Annotated in this window: 14 protein-coding genes; 10 read left to right on the top strand and 4 right to left on the bottom strand. The window is 49.3% G+C overall.

What is annotated here, in order from left to right; all coding sequences use genetic code 11:
- The gene (locus tag ASJ33_RS07165) at positions 1 to 498 is read left to right on the top strand and encodes a ribonuclease H-like domain-containing protein (protein WP_023652709.1); all 498 of its coding nucleotides are present in this window, start codon (positions 1 to 3) and stop codon (positions 496 to 498) included.
- A 55-nt stretch (positions 499 to 553) separates the two neighbouring features.
- On the top strand, positions 554 to 679 hold the full coding sequence (locus ASJ33_RS08610) for a hypothetical protein (protein ID WP_012882444.1): 126 nt from the start codon (positions 554 to 556) through the stop codon (positions 677 to 679).
- Between the two features lie 323 nt (positions 680 to 1,002).
- Here the strand turns inward: ASJ33_RS08610 and ASJ33_RS07170 are convergent, their stop codons facing one another.
- From ASJ33_RS07170 to ASJ33_RS07185, 4 genes are all read right to left on the bottom strand, one after another.
- A complete protein-coding gene (locus tag ASJ33_RS07170) occupies positions 1,003 to 4,080 on the bottom strand; it encodes a hypothetical protein (protein ID WP_072555791.1) in 3,078 nt (1,025 codons plus the stop codon).
- 275 nt (positions 4,081 to 4,355) lie between these two features.
- Entirely contained in the window at positions 4,356 to 5,630 is a 1,275-nt protein-coding gene (gene rho, locus ASJ33_RS07175) for a transcription termination factor Rho (protein ID WP_046961327.1), read from the bottom strand.
- Positions 5,631 to 5,716: 86 nt separating this feature from the next.
- Positions 5,717 to 6,367, bottom strand: coding sequence for a fructose-6-phosphate aldolase (gene fsa / locus ASJ33_RS07180; protein ID WP_010937094.1), 651 nt, complete (start codon positions 6,365 to 6,367; stop codon positions 5,717 to 5,719).
- A 37-nt stretch (positions 6,368 to 6,404) separates the two neighbouring features.
- Complete coding sequence (locus ASJ33_RS07185; RefSeq protein ID WP_023652713.1) at positions 6,405 to 8,039, bottom strand: CTP synthase; 1,635 nt, start codon at positions 8,037 to 8,039, stop codon at positions 6,405 to 6,407.
- 282 nt (positions 8,040 to 8,321) lie between these two features.
- Here ASJ33_RS07185 and ASJ33_RS07190 point away from each other — a divergent pair, with 282 nt between their 5' ends.
- The 8 genes from ASJ33_RS07190 (at position 8,322) to purH (ending at position 17,580) form a co-directional block, all read left to right on the top strand.
- Complete coding sequence (locus ASJ33_RS07190) at positions 8,322 to 9,314, top strand: DnaJ C-terminal domain-containing protein (protein ID WP_023652714.1); 993 nt, start codon at positions 8,322 to 8,324, stop codon at positions 9,312 to 9,314.
- Positions 9,315 to 9,326: 12 nt separating this feature from the next.
- Positions 9,327 to 9,635, top strand: a complete 309-nt coding sequence (locus ASJ33_RS07195) for a MerR family transcriptional regulator (RefSeq protein WP_023652715.1) — start codon at positions 9,327 to 9,329, stop codon at positions 9,633 to 9,635.
- Positions 9,636 to 9,639: 4 nt separating this feature from the next.
- Positions 9,640 to 12,078, top strand: coding sequence for an ATP-dependent Clp protease ATP-binding subunit (locus ASJ33_RS07200; RefSeq protein ID WP_023652716.1), 2,439 nt, complete (start codon positions 9,640 to 9,642; stop codon positions 12,076 to 12,078).
- Between the two features lie 17 nt (positions 12,079 to 12,095).
- Positions 12,096 to 12,752, top strand: coding sequence for a VTT domain-containing protein (locus tag ASJ33_RS07205; RefSeq protein ID WP_041331325.1), 657 nt, complete (start codon positions 12,096 to 12,098; stop codon positions 12,750 to 12,752).
- A gap of 84 nt (positions 12,753 to 12,836) precedes the next feature.
- Complete coding sequence (gene purF, locus ASJ33_RS07210; protein ID WP_041331327.1) at positions 12,837 to 14,255, top strand: amidophosphoribosyltransferase; 1,419 nt, start codon at positions 12,837 to 12,839, stop codon at positions 14,253 to 14,255.
- Positions 14,256 to 14,370: 115 nt separating this feature from the next.
- On the top strand, positions 14,371 to 15,393 hold the full coding sequence (gene purM / locus ASJ33_RS07215; protein ID WP_046961566.1) for a phosphoribosylformylglycinamidine cyclo-ligase: 1,023 nt from the start codon (positions 14,371 to 14,373) through the stop codon (positions 15,391 to 15,393).
- A complete protein-coding gene (locus ASJ33_RS07220) occupies positions 15,390 to 16,010 on the top strand; it encodes a class I SAM-dependent methyltransferase (RefSeq protein WP_041331329.1) in 621 nt (206 codons plus the stop codon). The genes purM and ASJ33_RS07220 overlap by 4 nt, the downstream gene beginning before the upstream one ends.
- Positions 16,011 to 16,032: 22 nt before the next feature.
- A complete protein-coding gene (gene purH, locus ASJ33_RS07225; protein ID WP_172812222.1) occupies positions 16,033 to 17,580 on the top strand; it encodes a bifunctional phosphoribosylaminoimidazolecarboxamide formyltransferase/IMP cyclohydrolase in 1,548 nt (515 codons plus the stop codon).
- Positions 17,581 to 17,588 lie beyond the last annotated feature (8 nt).

Consider the following 17,588-nt stretch of genomic DNA (forward strand, 5'->3'; position numbering starts at 1 on the left):
ATGGAAGCATATTTAGATATTGAAACAACCGGTCTTTCCCCCTATCAAGCAGACCTGACAGTCATCGGCATCCACCTGGTAAATGGCAGTTCCATACCGGGGCTGATTCAGTTGGTAGGCAAAGAATGCACCGCAGAGAATGTCATGCTATCTCTTGCGGGTGCGGATACACTATATACTTATAATGGCAAAGGCTTTGACCTGCCGTTCATTCACCGCAAACTGGGAATAGACCTGAGCCGCCATTTCAATCACCGTGACCTTATGTTTGACTGCTGGGCTAAAAACCTTAAGGGCGGACTGAAGAAAGTGGAATGTCAATTGGGTATTCCACGCGAGCTGACCGAGGTAAATGGTTACGTTGCTGTTCAGCTATGGTGGAACTACATAAACAAGGCTGATACCGGGGCGCTGGAAACATTGCTAGCCTACAACCGTGAAGATATAGTAAACCTTAAAACCCTTAAGGACATATTATTAAATAACTGTACCTATTGACTGGCAGGTGAGTCCTAACTATAATCATCTATAATTTAGTTTTGGAGGCGTAAATATGGAATGGTATGAAATCCTTCTTATTGTGGTTGTACTCTGGGCAGTAGGTCACACTTACATGGATATGCAGATTAAGAAACAGGTTGAAAAACTCCAGAAAGAGTTTAATTCCCACAAACATTAATTGGTTTTTGGTTTTGTCTATAAGGCCGGATTTTCCCGGCCTTTCTTTATTCCATTAAAGTCTGTTTCAGGCCGATATCCTCACCCCCCAGTTTGCCATTTCAGACGTTTTTCTTTTCTTTTCAGCCTAACTCTTTGCCGTCATTCAAAATGTCCAGTTTTATCCTGTAGCCATTTTCAGACGCTTGTTCTTACTTTATGTAGAGTTTGTAAATCTTAAATCATTCCAAATTTAATATTCCATCCAAAATATAAGAGCCCCCCGTTTCCGGGGGGCTCTTTGGTTACTTTCGGACCGTTAGTCCATTTTCACTTTGTAGTTTATTAGACTACGCGGCGAGTGCGAACAATCAGGACGATTACAGCGACGGTCAGTACAGCACCGACAGCCACAATCAGCCAGATGTAGGCAGGAGTTTCAGCCTGAGGTACGGTCAAAGTGATAGCCGGAGGATTATTGACCTCTACCGGGGCTGCATCAGCCTTAACGGTGGTAAAGACAGCCGGGAACCATTCACTGGTGCTGTTGGCGGTATTGACGCGAACCTTCCAGTAGTAGCTGGTTGAGTTGCTCAAAGTGCCGTCATATGCCCAGTAATTGGTGGTCAGGTTCTTGGTAGCCAAAACCTTGGTAGCATCAGCGAAGGTAGGATCGGTGCTGAGTACGAGGTCATAGCTGACAGCAGTAGAAACTGAATCCCAGGCGAATACGGGTTTAACGGGTACGTTGGAAGCACCGTTGGTGGGCATCAGGTTGAAGGTGTAGGTCAGTTTTTCGGGCTGGGTGGAGACTGAAGCAGTACCCACGAAGCTCATGACCGGGCTGACAGCCCAGACGCTTACCTGGTAAACGGTGTCTTCAGCAATCACGAAGGCACCAACGCCATCTTTAAAGGTGGCAGAAAGAGTAGTGATACCATTTTTCTGGTTGACATCAGCAGCGGTAACAGTGTAGGCAACTTTGTAAGCGGTGGCATTATCAGTCACAACCACAAAGTACTTAACAGTCACATTGCTGTTATCAACAACCAAAGCGTCCCAGGTTACCTTGATAGAATCAACGGTAGAGGTAGCTTTGACGTTGGCTACGGGTACAGCCATCTTGTCGGTGTAAACATACAGCTCGGCACCAAAGATACCATACAGCATGTTAGCACCGGGGGCAGCAACACCAATCAGTTTGGTAGCAGTGCCAGTAGCGGTGGAAGGACCAGCAATAATGCCAGCCTTGTAAGAAAGACCGACATTAGTAATGCGGATTACGTTGTCCCAAGTACCATCCAGTACATACAGGACGTTTCCGCCGGAAGCAATACCAGAGAAGATACCAACGCCGTTGTCAACATCAGCATAGCTGCTGCTGTCAAAGGCATAAGCACCGGTAACTGTATTGTCAATCCGTGTCCAAACAGGAGCGGCAGCAGCGAAGTCATAAACGTATGCCGCACCGCCATTACCAGTGAGATAGACTACGCTGTTAGAACCATTCTGGAAAGTTACAACAGGTACGGATGAAGCAATAGTTGTAGCAGCAGTAGCGGTACCCCAAGTAATGCCACCATCAACTGATTTGGATATCGCGCTGTCAGAACCGGCGGCTACCAAGGTAGAACCGTCAGTTGAAACGGCAAAGGAGGTAACAGTGCCAACAGCACAGGCGCGGCCAAACCAGAGAACACCATTGGTGCTGGTCTGGTAGACAACATTATCGCCGCCGACCAGGATAGTGTTGGCATTGGAAACGAACCATGATTGAATTGTAGCACCACTGTCAACAGTGGTAATGCTGCTTACCTGAGCGGTGAAGGTCTGGCCGTTATCCAGTGAACGCCAGATAGTGGTTCCACCGAGGTCAGCTACGAATACAGCGTCACCAGCGGGTGAAACGGCAACATCAATGTCGCCATCTTCGTCAATAGAAGTGGTTGAGAGAACGCGCTCGTAAACGCCACCGGAAAGACGCCAGAGACTCTGCTGAGCATAGTCACTGGTAACAATGAACAAGCTGCCGGCAATATTGTCAACGCTGACAATAGCCTGGCGCATCATGGAAATCTGATTCCAGGTTTTGCCGAAGTCAGCAGTGTAAGAAACACCACAGTCATAGCCGCCGGTACCAGCAAGAGCTTTACCGGAGGTAGCGAAGTCAGCCAGAGCCAAAACGGTTACTTCCTCATCATACCAGCTATCCTCACCGGTAGGAGCTTTGCTGGTCTTGGTGAAGGTAAGGCCGTCAGCAGAATACCATGTATTGGGACCATAGGCCATAGAATTCAGATAACCACCGATAATCAGTTTGGCAGTGCCAACGCCGCCGGCGCCGTCAATGTCAGAGACTTCGGTTTCGGTGTCAAGACCGCTGACGTTAAGGTCAATGGTCTTGGTAGCGCCGCCGTACCACAGGTAGACGTCACCCTGTCCACTGAAAGTGGCAAGGGCAAGCCAAGCCTGGAACTTGCCGGAGGTCAGGCTGGAGTTGAAGTCAGAGGGCAGCCAGAGTTCGGCATGGTAAACGCCATCAATAGAGCCAAAATCTTCATCATTGCTTACCAGTACTTCTGCATCTTTGCAGAGGGATGTCTGGTTCCACTGATTGCCGAAGTATTTGGCGGTAATGAAGGTGTTGTTGGCATTGTCTTCGGCAACAGCAATAACGCCCTGTTTGGTGGCGAAGTCAGTGGGGTCAACCACTACGTCCCAAACATTGCAGTCAGGAATACCCATGGTAGTCCAGTCATGGCCCTGGGTAGCAATGGAGAGGTCAGACCAGGGCATACCGAAAGCGGTTTCCTGGCACATATATACGCCGTTAACACCAGTGGTGCCGAAGGAGGCAGTACCGGTGAAGACGTATTTGTTGGCGCCGGCATAGCCGACATCCAGGGTTACGATAACGCCGGTAGGCTGGTTAGCCCAGTCATTATCATCAGCCCAAATGTATACATTGGACAGCTTGTTCCAGGTTACACCGCCGTCTTTGGTGGAGAAGATGTCATAACCGTCAGTGAAGTAAACTTCATTGGCGTTGACGCTGGAAGCGCAGATATCAAAGATATAAGCGTCACCATAAGGGGAAGCAAGATTGGCAGTTACACCATCCTGGAAGACCATTTTCCAGGTGCGGCCGGCATCAGTGGATTTAAAAACGCAGGGTGAGCCGTCATATATGGTAGTGGCATAAACGGCAGTTTTATCTGCGTTCCATTCCAGCTGACCGATAGCATCAAAGCGAGCACCGGGAGTGCTGACTACATAGCCGCCAGTTGCGCCGGAGCCAGGCAGGGAGATTTTGCTCCAATCCTGGTTGGCAGCAGCTACGGGGGTAGCGACTGCGAACATGGAAAGAACCATGGCAGCAGTCAGGACTACGCCCAGAACTTTACTTATTTTTGTCTTAAACATCGACCTATAAATTTCCTTTTAAAATTATTTTATGCAAATGTCTTCATATTATATATGTATATATGAAGACCAAGAGTGGTCCAATTCAGCATCAATCAAAGACGCTTCCCCTTACGGGTGCATACCAATTACACCACCTCCTTTCAAGGTTTAACCTATCTTATATAATAACACAGCCTGTCAATACTTTATTAGTATTTTGACCCAATTTGGCTAAGAAGTACTATAGTTTTTATACGTTTTACGTTTGAAAATATTTTTTTATCCCTTTTAGCTTACATTTCTTTCTGGAGGTTAGCCAGGAAGTCAGCATTGTTTCTGGAGCGGCGCAGGCGGTCCAGCAGGCGCTCATTAACCTCTGTATAGTGGTTAGCGTCATCAGCGATAATGGCAACCATCCTCCGCAAAAGCTGTACCTGCTTGTAGTTGTCACCCAGCAGCAGCTCTTCACGGCGGGTGCTTGAGCGAGATATATCCAGGGCAGGGAATACACGGCGTTCGGCCAAGCGGCGTTCCAGATGAAGTTCCATATTGCCGGTGCCCTTGAACTCTTCGTAAATAAGGTCATCCATGCGGCTGCCGGTTTCCACCAGACAGGTAGCGATAATGGTAAGCGAACCGCCCTCTTCGGTATTGCGGGCAGCCCCGAAGAATTTCTTGGCAGGGTGAAGGGCTACCGGGTCAATACCGCCAGAAAGGGTGCGGCCTGATGAAGGCATAGCCAGATTGTAGGCGCGGGTAAGGCGGGTAATGCCGTCCAGCAGTATAAAGACATCTTTGCCGCTTTCTACCATACGCTTTGCCCGTTCCAGTGCCAGTTCGGCTACCCTGGTCTGGTTTTCCACCGGTTCGTCAAAGGTGGCGGCCATAACTTCGCCCCGTACGTGGCGGCGCATGTCGGTTACTTCTTCAGGGCGTTCACCTATAAGGACTACCATTATATGTATATCGTTATAATTGGTAGCGGTGGCATTCGCTATGTTTTTAAGAATAGTGGTCTTGCCGGCTTTGGGCGGGGAAACAATAAGCCCGCGCTGTCCCCGGCCTATGGGGGCTATCAGGTTTATGAGGCGGGTAGCAAGTTCGGTGGGAGAGGTCTCCAGATTTATCAGGCGGTCAGGAAAAGTGGGAACCAAAGCACCAAAATTCGGGCGGCGTTTGGCCATTTCGGGGTTAAGGTCATTTATGGCTTCCACCCGCAGAAGGCTGTAATATTTTTCACCCGGCTTGGCAGGCCGTCCCTGTCCTATTACCATATCACCAGTCCGAAGCCCGAAACGGCGTATCTGGGACTGAGACACATATATGTCTGACGAGCTGGGCAATAAAGAGGCCTGCCGCAGAAAGCCGTATCCGTCCGGCATTATTTCCAGAATACCCGAACAGAATACATTCCCCTGTGATTCGGTATAAACCTGAATAAGGCGCATCACCAGGTCCTGCTTTTTAAGGGCAGTCACCCCGTTCACACCCATTTCTTTGGCAATATCCAGAAGCTCTTCCCGAGTCTTCTTTTCAAGTTCACTCAGCTCAAATTGTCCGATTTCCATTGTGTCTCACCCCCTATCTACAACGAGTTATCTGTATTTTAGTTTCTATATATAAAGGAAGCACCTGTGATAAACAACCTTAAATATTACTTCTGGACACTTTTCCAGTCAGCCATGAAACGGGCAATACCCGAATCTGTCAGCGGGTGCTGCATCATCTGCATAAGCACCTTGTAAGGTACAGTGGCAATGCCGGCACCAGTCTGAGCCGCCTGAGTGCAGTGAAGCGGGTGGCGGATACTGGCAGCTATCACCTGGGTTTCAAACCCGTATTCCTTATATATACTGACTATATCATTTATAAGCATCATGCCGTCATGCCCGGCGTCATCCAGCCTGCCCACAAACGGGCTGACAAAGGCCGCACCGGCCAAAGCCCCCAGCAAAGCCTGATTGACCGAGAAACAGAGGGTCATATTGAAGCGGACACCCTCTTTGCTCAGCTTGGAAATAATCTCCAGCCCTTCGGCGGTGGCGGGTATTTTGACCACAACGTTGGGTGCCCACTTGGCGATTTCACGGGCCTGCTTGAGCATTTCGGCGGGGTCTTCAGCCGTAATTTCGGCGGAAACATCACCCTCCGGCAGCAAGGCACATATCTGCTGGACTACGGATTTATAATCACTGATGCCTTCTTTGGCAACCAGAGTAGGATTAGTGGTCACACCGCTCACCACTCCCAGTTTCAGGCCTTTTTTAATCTCTTCAATATTAGCGGTATCCAGAAAAATACGCATTTCTACCTCAGGACCAATTTATATTTATGCCCTTATTTCAGGGCGAAAGCGGCAAAGAAGGCTGTTCACCGTCACGTATAACCTTTTTAGCAGCATTTACAAATTCACGGAACAAAGGATGTGGACGGTTCGGCCTGGAAAGAAACTCCGGATGGAACTGCGAACCAACCATAAACGGATGGCCGCTAACCTCGCAAATCTCTACCAGCTTGCCGTCAGGAGACAGTCCGCTGAATACCATACCTGCCTTGGAAAGGGTTTCACGATAATCATTATTAAACTCAAAACGATGACGATGACGCTCATTTATCATCTGATTCCCGTAAGCCTGACCGGCCATGGTATCAGGCTGGATAAGACAAGGATAATTGCCCAGACGCATAGTCCCGCCCTTGGAATCCACCCCCCGTTGCTCCGGCAAAAGGTCAATAACCGGGTAAGGAGAATCAGGTTCAAATTCGGTAGAGTGGGCTTTGTCAGACTGAAGCACGTGGCGGGCAAATTCAATAACCATAACCTGCATACCCAGACACAAACCCAGATAAGGTATGCTGTTTTCACGGGCATACTTGACAGCGGTTATCATGCCCTCAATACCCCTTATGCCGAACCCGCCGGGTATAATAATACCCTGAACGTGTTTCAAATATTCATCAGGGCCGTTTTTCTCAATATCTTCAGCATGCACCCAATCTATCTGAATATCCCGCCCGTTATGAATGGCGGCATGGCAGAGAGACTCCCGCACCGAATAATAGGCATCTTTCAGCTCCACATATTTGCCAACCAAAGCAATCCTGACCGTAGGGGTAGGTTCTTTAATTTTCTCCACCAAACCACGCCAGATACTGAGGTCAGACGGGGAAGCATTCAGGTGAAGGCGGCTGACCAATAAATCACCCACACCCTCAGACTCCAGCTTCAGGGGGACTTCATATATAGTGGAAACGGTGGGCATAAAGATAACCGCCTTACGTTCCACATCACAGAACAGTGAAATCTTGTCACGAATACCTTCGGATATAGGGTAATCTGCCCGGCAGACAATGATATCAGGTTGGATACCTATCCGCCTGAGTTCGTTAACGCTATGCTGGGTAGGTTTGGTTTTAAGCTCCTGGGTAGACTGTATATAAGGAAGGAGGGTTACATGGATATACAGAACATTATCCCTGCCGGTATCGTTGCGCATTTGGCGGATAGCTTCCAGAAAGGGCTGCCCCTCAATGTCACCTACAGTGCCGCCCACTTCCACTATCACCACATCGGCTTTAGACCGGTCTGCCAGACGCTGTATTCTGGCTTTTATCTCCTGGGTAACATGCGGCACTACCTGTATGGTACCGCCCAGATAATCACCCCGGCGCTCTTTGTTTATAACCTCGGAATACACCTGCCCTGAAGTAACAGTGGAATCAGCAGTAAGCTCAATATCTATAAAGCGTTCATAACTTCCCAAATCAAGATCAGTCTCTGCCCCGTCCTGGGTTACAAAAACTTCGCCGTGTTGATAGGGAGACATCGTGCCGGGATCTACGTTCAGATAGGGATCCAGCTTTTGAACCGAAACGCTCAACCCCCGGCTTTTGAGAATATTCCCCAGTGAGGCAACGGTAATGCCTTTGCCCACAGAGCTAACCACACCGCCAGTTACAAAAATAAATTTTGACATAATAACCTGCTAAGACTTGATAAGATGAGAGTAAAATAGAAAGGCAAATTTTGAACCTTTGCCACAAATTTGGAAACCCATGGAAAAAGCAGAAGTCTGATTCATTAAATCGTGTTTTATTATAAGGATGTACCAAAGGCTTGTCAACATTATATATAGGGAAAAGAGCCGTGTTTCTTAAACAGATTTAACACTATTTTATTAACTTTAATAATACCCCATTGACACTATTTATAGCATCATAATATAATATTAAACAGGTATTTCCCAAGGGGGAATTATATGGCTAATGAAAAAAACTTGTACGAAACACTGGGCGTTTCGAAAACCGCCAGCGCAGACGAAATAAAAAAGGCATACCGCAAGCTTGCCCGCAAATACCACCCTGACTTAAATCCTGGGGACAAGGCGGCTGAAGAAACATTTAAAAAGATAAACCAGGCTTACGAAATACTGAACAGCCCTGAAAACAGGGCTAAGTATGACAAGTATGGTGACCAGTGGCAGTATGGCGAACAGTTTGAAAAGGCCCGAGCCAGTCAGCAGCAAACCCAGGGCAACCCCTTTGGCGGGTATGATTTCAGCTTTGGCAGTTCCGAAGGCGGCGGGTTTGAAGATATTTTAAGCCAGATGCTGGGCGGCCGCATGGGCGGGCGCCGAAGCCGCTCCCAGCCTGGACAAAGCATTGAACAACCCGTAGACATTTCGCTGGAAGAAGCCGCCAGTGGTACCAGCCGTCTGCTAAGTTTCCAGATGCAAAAACCCTGTGAAACCTGCGGAGGCAGCGGTGTAAAAGATAAAAAGACCTGCCCAACCTGCCAGGGTACAGGTATAAATCCGGGTATTGAAAGACTGGAAGTCAAAATACCAGCGGGTGTAAATACCGACTCCAAAATCCGTCTGGCAGGCAAGGGAGGGTATGGACAGGCGGGTGGACAAAGGGGTGACCTGTACCTGCGCATTAATGTCCGCCCCCATGAAAAATTTGAACGCAAAGATGACGACCTGACAGTAAATGTGCCGGTAAACCTGACTACCGCCATGTTGGGCGGGGAGATATTTGTCCCCTCTCTCAAGGGTAAACTGGCACTGAAAATACCGGCTGAAACTCAAAACGGACGCACTTTCCGCCTGAAAGGACAGGGTATCCCCCATTTGGGAAAGGATGGAAGCGGAGATTTGCTGGCGAAAGTCAGCATCGTACTGCCGGAAAAACTTACCGATACGGAAAGAAACCTGTTTGAAAAACTGCGCCAGCTTCGGCCGGACAGTTAAAGGGAGACAATCATGGAAAATACTAATCAACCGCGTTATGTAATCTCGGTAGCCGCTGAAATACTGGGCATGCAAACCTACACCCTGCGCTATTACGAACGGGTAGGTATTATCAAGCCATTCCGTTCGCAGGGCAGAATAAGATTATACTCGGAACAGGATATTGAACGGTTAAAACTGGCCAAGACCCTGCTGGATGAGCTGGGTATAAATATGGCCGGGGTTGAAGTTATTTTAAATATGCGTAATCGTATTCAGGAGCTTATGTCAGAAAACGAAGCCCTAAGGGAAGAAATACAGCTACTCAGAGAGGGGGAGTAAACCCGTGAGACAGGAGAAATTTACCGAACAAGCCCAGGAAGCCCTCAGCGCTTCACAGTTGCTGGTGCAGGAATATCAGCACAGCCAATGGGATGTGGAACATGTGCTGCTGGCACTTATCCGTCAGGAAAAAGGACTGGTGGGTGAAATAATAAAAGAACTTAAAGTAAACTCAGAGGAGATAACCAAACAGCTGGCAGAAGCTTTAAAACGTTCGCCCAAAGCGGTAGGCGGCAACGTTCAGATATACCCCACCCCCCGCATTATCAGCCTGCTGCAAACCGCCAATAACGAAGCAGACCGCCTGCGGGACGAATTTATAGGGACAGAACACTTGCTGGTAGCTATAGCAGGAGATACCCAGGGAGAATCCGCCCGAATTTTGAAACAGTTTGGTATTGACCAGGAAAAAGTATATTCCGCTCTCCAAAAAATACGGGGCGGACACCGTGTGACCGATGCCAGAGCTGAAAGCAAATACAGGGCACTGGCTAAATACAGCCGTGATTTAACTGAACTTGCCAAACAGAACAAAATAGACCCGGTAATAGGCCGCGACCAGGAAATCCGCCGGGTTATGCAGATACTCTCCCGCCGCACCAAAAACAACCCGGTCATTGTGGGTGAAGCTGGTGTTGGTAAAACCGCCATTGCCGAAGGGGTTGCCCAGAAAATTGCGGATAATGACGTACCCGAATCCTTGCGTGACCGCAAGGTAATGGCCCTGGACATGGGCGCTTTGGTTGCCGGAAGCAAGTTCCGCGGAGAGTTTGAAGAACGCCTCAAGGCCGTGATGGACGAGGTGCGGCAATCCGCCGGTGAAATTATTCTTTTCATAGACGAAATCCATACCGTAGTCGGGGCAGGAGCGGCTGAGGGGGCTATAGATGCCTCAAACATGCTCAAACCGGCTTTGTCCAGGGGTGAACTCCAGACAATAGGGGCTACCACTCTGGATGATTACCGCAAATATATAGAGAAAGACACTGCTCTGGAACGCCGTTTCCAGCCGGTATTTGTAGAAGAACCCTCAGTCGACCAAACTATCGAGATATTAAAGGGTATCAGACCCAAGTACGAAGCCCACCACAAGCTGAAGATAAGCGATGCCGCACTGGAAGCAGCCGTCAGGCTGTCCAGCCGCTATATTACGGAGCGCCAGCTGCCTGACAAGGCCATAGACCTTATTGACGAAGCCGCAAGCAAACTCCGTCTGGATAGCGAAAGTGCCCCGCCGGAAGTAAAGAAACTGGAAAATGAACTCCGCCAGACAGGCATTGAGGAAGAAGCAGCTTCTCAGTTGCAGGAATACGAAAAAGCGGCCGAACTCAAAGCCGAAAAGATGCGTCTGGAAGAGAAATTCAATACAGCCCGTGAGGAATGGCTGAAACAGGAAAAAATTGCCGAAGAAGTCACTGCCGAGCAGATAACGGCACTGGTTTCATCTATGACTGGCATACCGGTCAGCCAGATGCTGGAAGGTGAAGCTTCCAAACTGCTGAATATGGAAGACCGCATACACGAGCGAATGGTAGACCAGGAAGAGGCAGTAAAAGCCGTAGCTGAAGCTATCCGCCGCAGCCGGGCAGGGCTCAAAGACCCGCGCCGCCCAATAGGCAGTTTCCTGTTTTTAGGCCCTACCGGCGTAGGCAAAACCGAACTGGCACGCAGTTTAGCATGGTTTTTATTTGATGATGAAACCGCTATGGTCAGGCTGGATATGTCTGAATACCAGGAAAAACACACTGTCTCCCGTCTGGTAGGTGCACCTCCCGGATATGTGGGCTACGACGAAGGCGGGCAGCTTACCGAACTGGTCCGCCGCCGCCCGTACCGGGTTATCCTGCTGGACGAGATTGAAAAAGCCCACCCGGATGTATACAACACCCTGCTCCAGCTGCTGGATGACGGCCGCCTGACAGACGGGCAGGGCAGAACGGTGGATTTTAAAAACACGGTTATCATTATGACCTCCAACGCGGGCATAGAAACTATCAAACGCGAATCTGCCCTGGGTTTTGCCGTCAGGAATGATGACTCCAAGACCCGGCAGGACAGCTATGAACGCATGAAAGACAAGGTCATGGCCGAGGTTAAAAAGACCTTCCGGCCGGAGTTTATAAACCGGGTGGATGAAATAATTGTCTTCCACGAGCTGGCTGAAGAACAGATACGCAAGATAGTAGATTTCATGATAAAAGATGTCTCCAAACGCCTTGATGAACGCAAACTCAAGCTGGAGCTGACCGATGCCGCCAAGGGCTGGCTGGCCAAGGTAGGGTATGACCCGGCCTTTGGTGCCAGACCCCTTCGCAGAGCCATTGAAAGATACATTGAAAGCCCGCTGGCTGGCAAGCTGCTTCGCAATGAGTTTAGTGAAAATGCTACAATACTGGTGGACAAGGCGGATGAAGCTCTGAGCTTCAGCCAGAAGACCGCCTGATACCAGGAAGGCCTTAGATGGCGGATCTGCCCGAAGAAGATATTTCAATATGCGCAACCGGTGCCGAGCTGAAGACCCGTGCATGGTTTAAAAGATGGGGGATTTGGCTCGGCGTTCTGGTTATAATTATCAGCATTGCCCTTTCGGTCTGGCTTATTATCCGCCGGGATATTATTCAGGATCTGGCCGGTTACGGATATATCGGCATGTTTGCCATAAGTTTTCTGGGCAGTTCCATCTCCATAGTTCCGGTGCCTATGCTGGCCGTCCAGTTTACTCTGGGAGGGGTCTTGCCCCCGCCGGTGGGAGACCCGATACTGGGTCCTCTTTTTGCCGGAATAGTGGCCAGTCTAGCCGAAGCCCTGGGCGGTTTCTCCATTTACATGACTGGCTATTCGGGCAAATCCAGTCTGGCAGGAACAGATTCAGGCAGCAAATTAAACCGCCTGTACTGCAAAATGATGCACCTGATGGAGAGACGGGGTTCACTTATGGTTTTTATTCTCTCAGCTATCATTAATCCGTTTTTCTACCCTATGACTCTGGCTGCCGGAGCAGTAAATTTCGGCATCCGCAAATTTATGCTGATTTCACTGGCAGGCAAGTTTATCAAATGCACCGCCATCTGCTATGCCGGATATTTCGGTCTGACCCGCCTGTTTGGTTTTGAATAAGCTTGCTCACGGCTTAAATTGACCCGTTCCAAAGCTTAGCGTATAATAAAAAATTGTCATTCAGATATAAAGAGGCTGTCTACTTTGCATGAATCTTGCGGCGTTTTCGGTGTATTTGCCCCCGGTCAGGATGTAGCTCGGCTCACATTTTTCGCTCTGTTTGCCCTGCAGCACAGAGGTCAGGAAAGTTCAGGAATATCTACATCTGACGGACAGGCACTTAAGCTTTATTCACAGATGGGGTTGGTTTCCCATATATTTACCGAAGATATACTCAAGAAACTGGACGGCCATATTGCCGTAGGCCACAATCGCTATTCTACCACCGGCTCAAGTCTGCAAATCAACGCCCAGCCCTTTGTAATGGGTCAGGGTGACAATATTATGGCCATAGCCCACAACGGCAACATTGTAAATTCCGAGGCTTTGAATACAGAGCTGACTTCTAAAGGCTATATCTTTAAAACCTCCACTGATACTGAAATAATCGGCCAGCTTATCCTTTCCTCAGTTGAAACTGACTGGGTCAAACGGATACGCTATGCTATGAACCGCCTTAAAGGGGCATTTTCCTGCACCATTATGACCAAAGACACCCTCTATGCCATGCGTGACCCACTGGGTGTCCGCCCGTTATGTCTGGGTAAAATGCAGGGGGGCTACGTAGTTGCTTCCGAAAGCTGTGCCCTTGACCATATCGGGGCTGATTTCATACGCGAAATAGAACCGGGTGAGATTTTGGCCATAAATCAAACCGGCGTAACCAGTTTCAAACAGCAAAGCTCCCGACGGGCTTTGTGCATATTTGAGTTTATCTATTTTGCCCGTCCCGACAGTCAGATAAACGGGCGTCTTTTATATTCCGCCCGGCAAGCCATGGGGGCGGAACTGGCCAAGGAATACCCGGTAGATGCAGACTTGGTGATAGGTGTACCTGACTCCGCCACGGCTGCCGGCATAGGCTATGCCGTAAGTTCAGGCATCCCTCCGGCCGAAGGCCTTATCAAAAACCGTTATATGGGCAGAACTTTTATCCAACCGGACCAGCGGTTGCGTGATTTGGGTGTGAAGCTGAAGTTCAATCCCCTGAGGAGTGTTTTGGAAGGTAAGCGGGTGGTACTGGTAGATGACAGTATAGTCCGCGGAACTACTACTCCCCAGGTTATACGCCTGCTTCGTAAAGCCGGTGCCAAAGAAGTACACATGCGGGTATGCGCCCCCCCTATAACCAACCCCTGTTTCTTCGGTGTAGATATGGCCACCCGTTCGGAACTTATTGCCGCCAAAATGAGCGTGCCGGAGATACAAAAATACATAGGCGCGGATTCTCTCGGTTACCTCAGCCTGCCCGGTCTGATAAAGGCGGTTGGACTGCCCAAAGAAAACTTCTGCCTGGCCTGTTTTACCGGCGAATATGCTCTGCCTGTTCAGCTGGAGATGGATAAATTTGCACTCGGCAATCAGCGGAATAACTGCTGCCAAATGCCATCACCCGAAAGCTGATCTCCCTCCCCGGACAAACTGTTACCAAGATTTACACCTCCTGAAGTTTAATACCTTGGGCGGTGTTTTTTCTTTGCAGTTGATAGCTATTTCTGATAATCTTAGTTACCACGATTTGAGAGGTGGCCACATCAAAGACACATATGCCGGGGCAGGAGTAGATATAAACTCCGCCTCAAAATCAAAAGAACTCATCAAACAATACGCTAAAGCCACCCTTGGGCCTCAGGTGCTGGCAGGTCCTGGTTTTTTCGGCGGAATGTACGAATTCAAAGGTTACAAAAACCCGGTTCTGGTTTCCAGCTGTGACGGCGTAGGCACCAAGCTGAAAATTGCAGGCGTGCTGAATAAACACGATACCATAGGCATTGACATTGTCAATCACTCTATCAATGATATATTAACCTCCGGGGCTGAACCAATATTTTTCCTTGATTATATCGCCATGGGAAAGCTTTACCCCGAGAAGATAGCCGACATTGTCAAGGGACTGTCTACCGCCTGTCTAGAGGCGGGTTGCGCCCTTATCGGCGGGGAAACTGCCGAAATGCCCGGTCTTTACCACGGGGAAGATTACGATTTGGCCGGCTTTATTGTCGGGGTAGTTGAAAAAGAAAATATGCTTATCAACCGGGGTATCAAACCGGGAGATATGATTCTGGGGCTGTCTTCAAGCGGACTTCACACAAACGGCTATTCACTGGCACGCAAAGTTTTGGGTGAAAGCCGCGAAGCGCTGGACAAATACTATCCTGAATTGGGGCAAACAGCAGGTGAAGCCCTGCTCATACCCCACCGCAGCTATCTGAAAGAAATAAAACCCAACCTTCATCTCATAAAGGGGTTGGCCCACATAACCGGCGGCGGCCTGACAGACAATGTTCCCCGGACACTGCCCGAAGATGTGTCCGCCTGTTTTGAAACCAAAAACTGGGAAATACCGCCCCTGTTCCAGCTTATCCAGAATATTGGCGGAATAGACCGTGACGAGATGTTCCATGTGTTTAATATGGGTATAGGCATGGTTATTATAGCCGGCAGCGAAGAATCCTCTCGTATAATGGAAAACCTGCCGGAAGCAAAAGTTATCGGGGAGATTGTTGCCCGCCAGAGCGGAGTACAAGTGATAATTGAATGAGCAGCCGGGATTACTTCAATCAGGTAGCAGACAACTGGGACGAAATGCGTCAGGGCTTTTTCTCAGACCGCATACGCGAAGCTGCCATTGAAGCCGCAGGCGTAAAACCAGAAAGCATAGCCGCCGATATAGGCGCAGGCACGGGATACATGACCGCAGAACTGCTGCGGAAAAACTGCAGGGTTGTTGCCATTGACCAATCCTCCGCCATGCTTGCAAAGATTAAATCCAAATTCGGGGCATACGGTGTATCCTGTTTGCAGGCAGACGGAAACACACTCCCTTTAAAAGACCAAAGCATAGACTACAGTTTTGCTAACATGTTTCTCCATCATGTCGAGGACCCTGCAGGGGCAATAAAAGAAATGAGCAGGATACTGCTGCCGGGCGGGCGTCTGGTAATAACAGATCTCTGCCTCCATACGCATGCGGACATGCAGAAAGAACATCATGACCATTGGCCTGGATTTGAATTAAAAGCTGTCAAGGGCTGGTTTGAACAGGCCGGACTGAAAAATATTAGGGTTGAAACCTTGAACCAGAAATGTACCGCACCAGGCTGTACCTGCAAGGAACAGATTGCCATAGATATTTTTCTGGCCTCGGGTGAGAAATAAAATTTATTTAACATAAGGAGGGATTGTCATGAGGGCTATCCTAAGCGTCTCAGATAAAACCGGTCTTATCGAATTCGCCAAGGGCTTATCAGAACTGGGTTTTGATATATACAGCACCGGCGGAACCAAGAAATCACTACAGCAGGCGAATGTAACCGTTCACGGCATTTCAAATATGACCGGTTCACCTGAAATACTGGACGGCAGGGTTAAAACCCTGCACCCCAAGGTACACGGCGGCATACTTGCCCGGCGTGACTTGCCCGAACATATGGCCGAACTGGAAGAACACAATATCCAACCCATTGACATGGTGGTAGTCAATCTCTATCCATTTGTCAAGACTGTTTCACGTCCGGATGTAAGCCTGACCGATGCACTGGAAAACATCGATATCGGCGGCCCCACCATGATAAGGGCTTCCGCCAAGAACTTCCCAAGTGTGATTGTAGTGGTAGACCCACAGGATTACCCCCGTGTGCTCGAACACCTTAAAACAGGCACTTTGAGCCTTGATGAACGCAAAAAGCTAGCCCAAAAGGCTTTTCAGCATGTAGCTATGTACGACACTGCTATCTCCCAGTATCTCTGGCAAGGAGAAGAGGGCTTCCCCGAAAATATGACCATAGCCCTTTCCAAACGCTATGACCTGCGTTACGGTGAAAACCCCCACCAGCCGGCAGTATTTTACGCTGAAAACAGGGTTGGACAAGGACAGGACACCGGTATTACCTGGGCGCAGCAGGTCTGGGGCAAACAGCTTTCCTTTAACAATATCTTAGATGCAGACGCCGCCTGGGGTGCCGCCACCGATTTCTCGGCCGCAACAGTAGCCATAGTCAAACATACCAATACCTGCGGCCTGTGCAGCCGCGAAGATGTAGCCGAAGCCTACAAGAAGGCCTTTTCGGGTGACCCCGTTTCGGCTTATGGCGGTATAGTAGCCTCCAACCGCAAAGTGACACTGGCCATGGCCGAAGCCATGAAGGGTGTCTTTTATGAAATCATCATTGCCCCCGAATATGCCCCGGAGGCACTGGAATTCCTTAAAACCCGTAAGGATTTGCGTATACTTATAGCCGACCTTCCCAAACATAATGATACCGCAACCTTTTCACTGGATTACCGCCGGGTAAAGGGAGGGTTGCTGGTTCAGGCTGCTGACGAACTGGCGGAAGATGCCCTTCAAACCAAAGTGGCAACCAAACGCGCACCCACTGCGGAGGAAATGGCGGATTTGAAATTTGCCTGGCGGGCAGTCAAGCATATCAAATCAAACGCTATTGTTCTGGCCAAAAATAAAGTACTGCTGGGCATGGGCGCAGGGCAACCGAACAGGGTAGTCAGCGTAGACATTGCCAAGAGCAAGGCCGGTGAGGCATCAAAGGGCAGTGTCATGGCCTCTGATGCCATGTTCCCCTTCCCTGATAGTGTTGAACAGGCGGCGGTGGCCGGAGTGACCGCCATTATCCAGCCGGGTGGTTCTATCCGCGACCAAGAGTCTATTGACGCTGCCAATAAATATAATATCGCCATGGTCTTTACCGGAACGCGTCACTTCCGCCATTAGAAATAACC

It is taken from the genome of Dehalococcoides mccartyi, assembly GCF_001889305.1.
Lineage (GTDB): Bacteria > Chloroflexota > Dehalococcoidia > Dehalococcoidales > Dehalococcoidaceae > Dehalococcoides > Dehalococcoides mccartyi_A.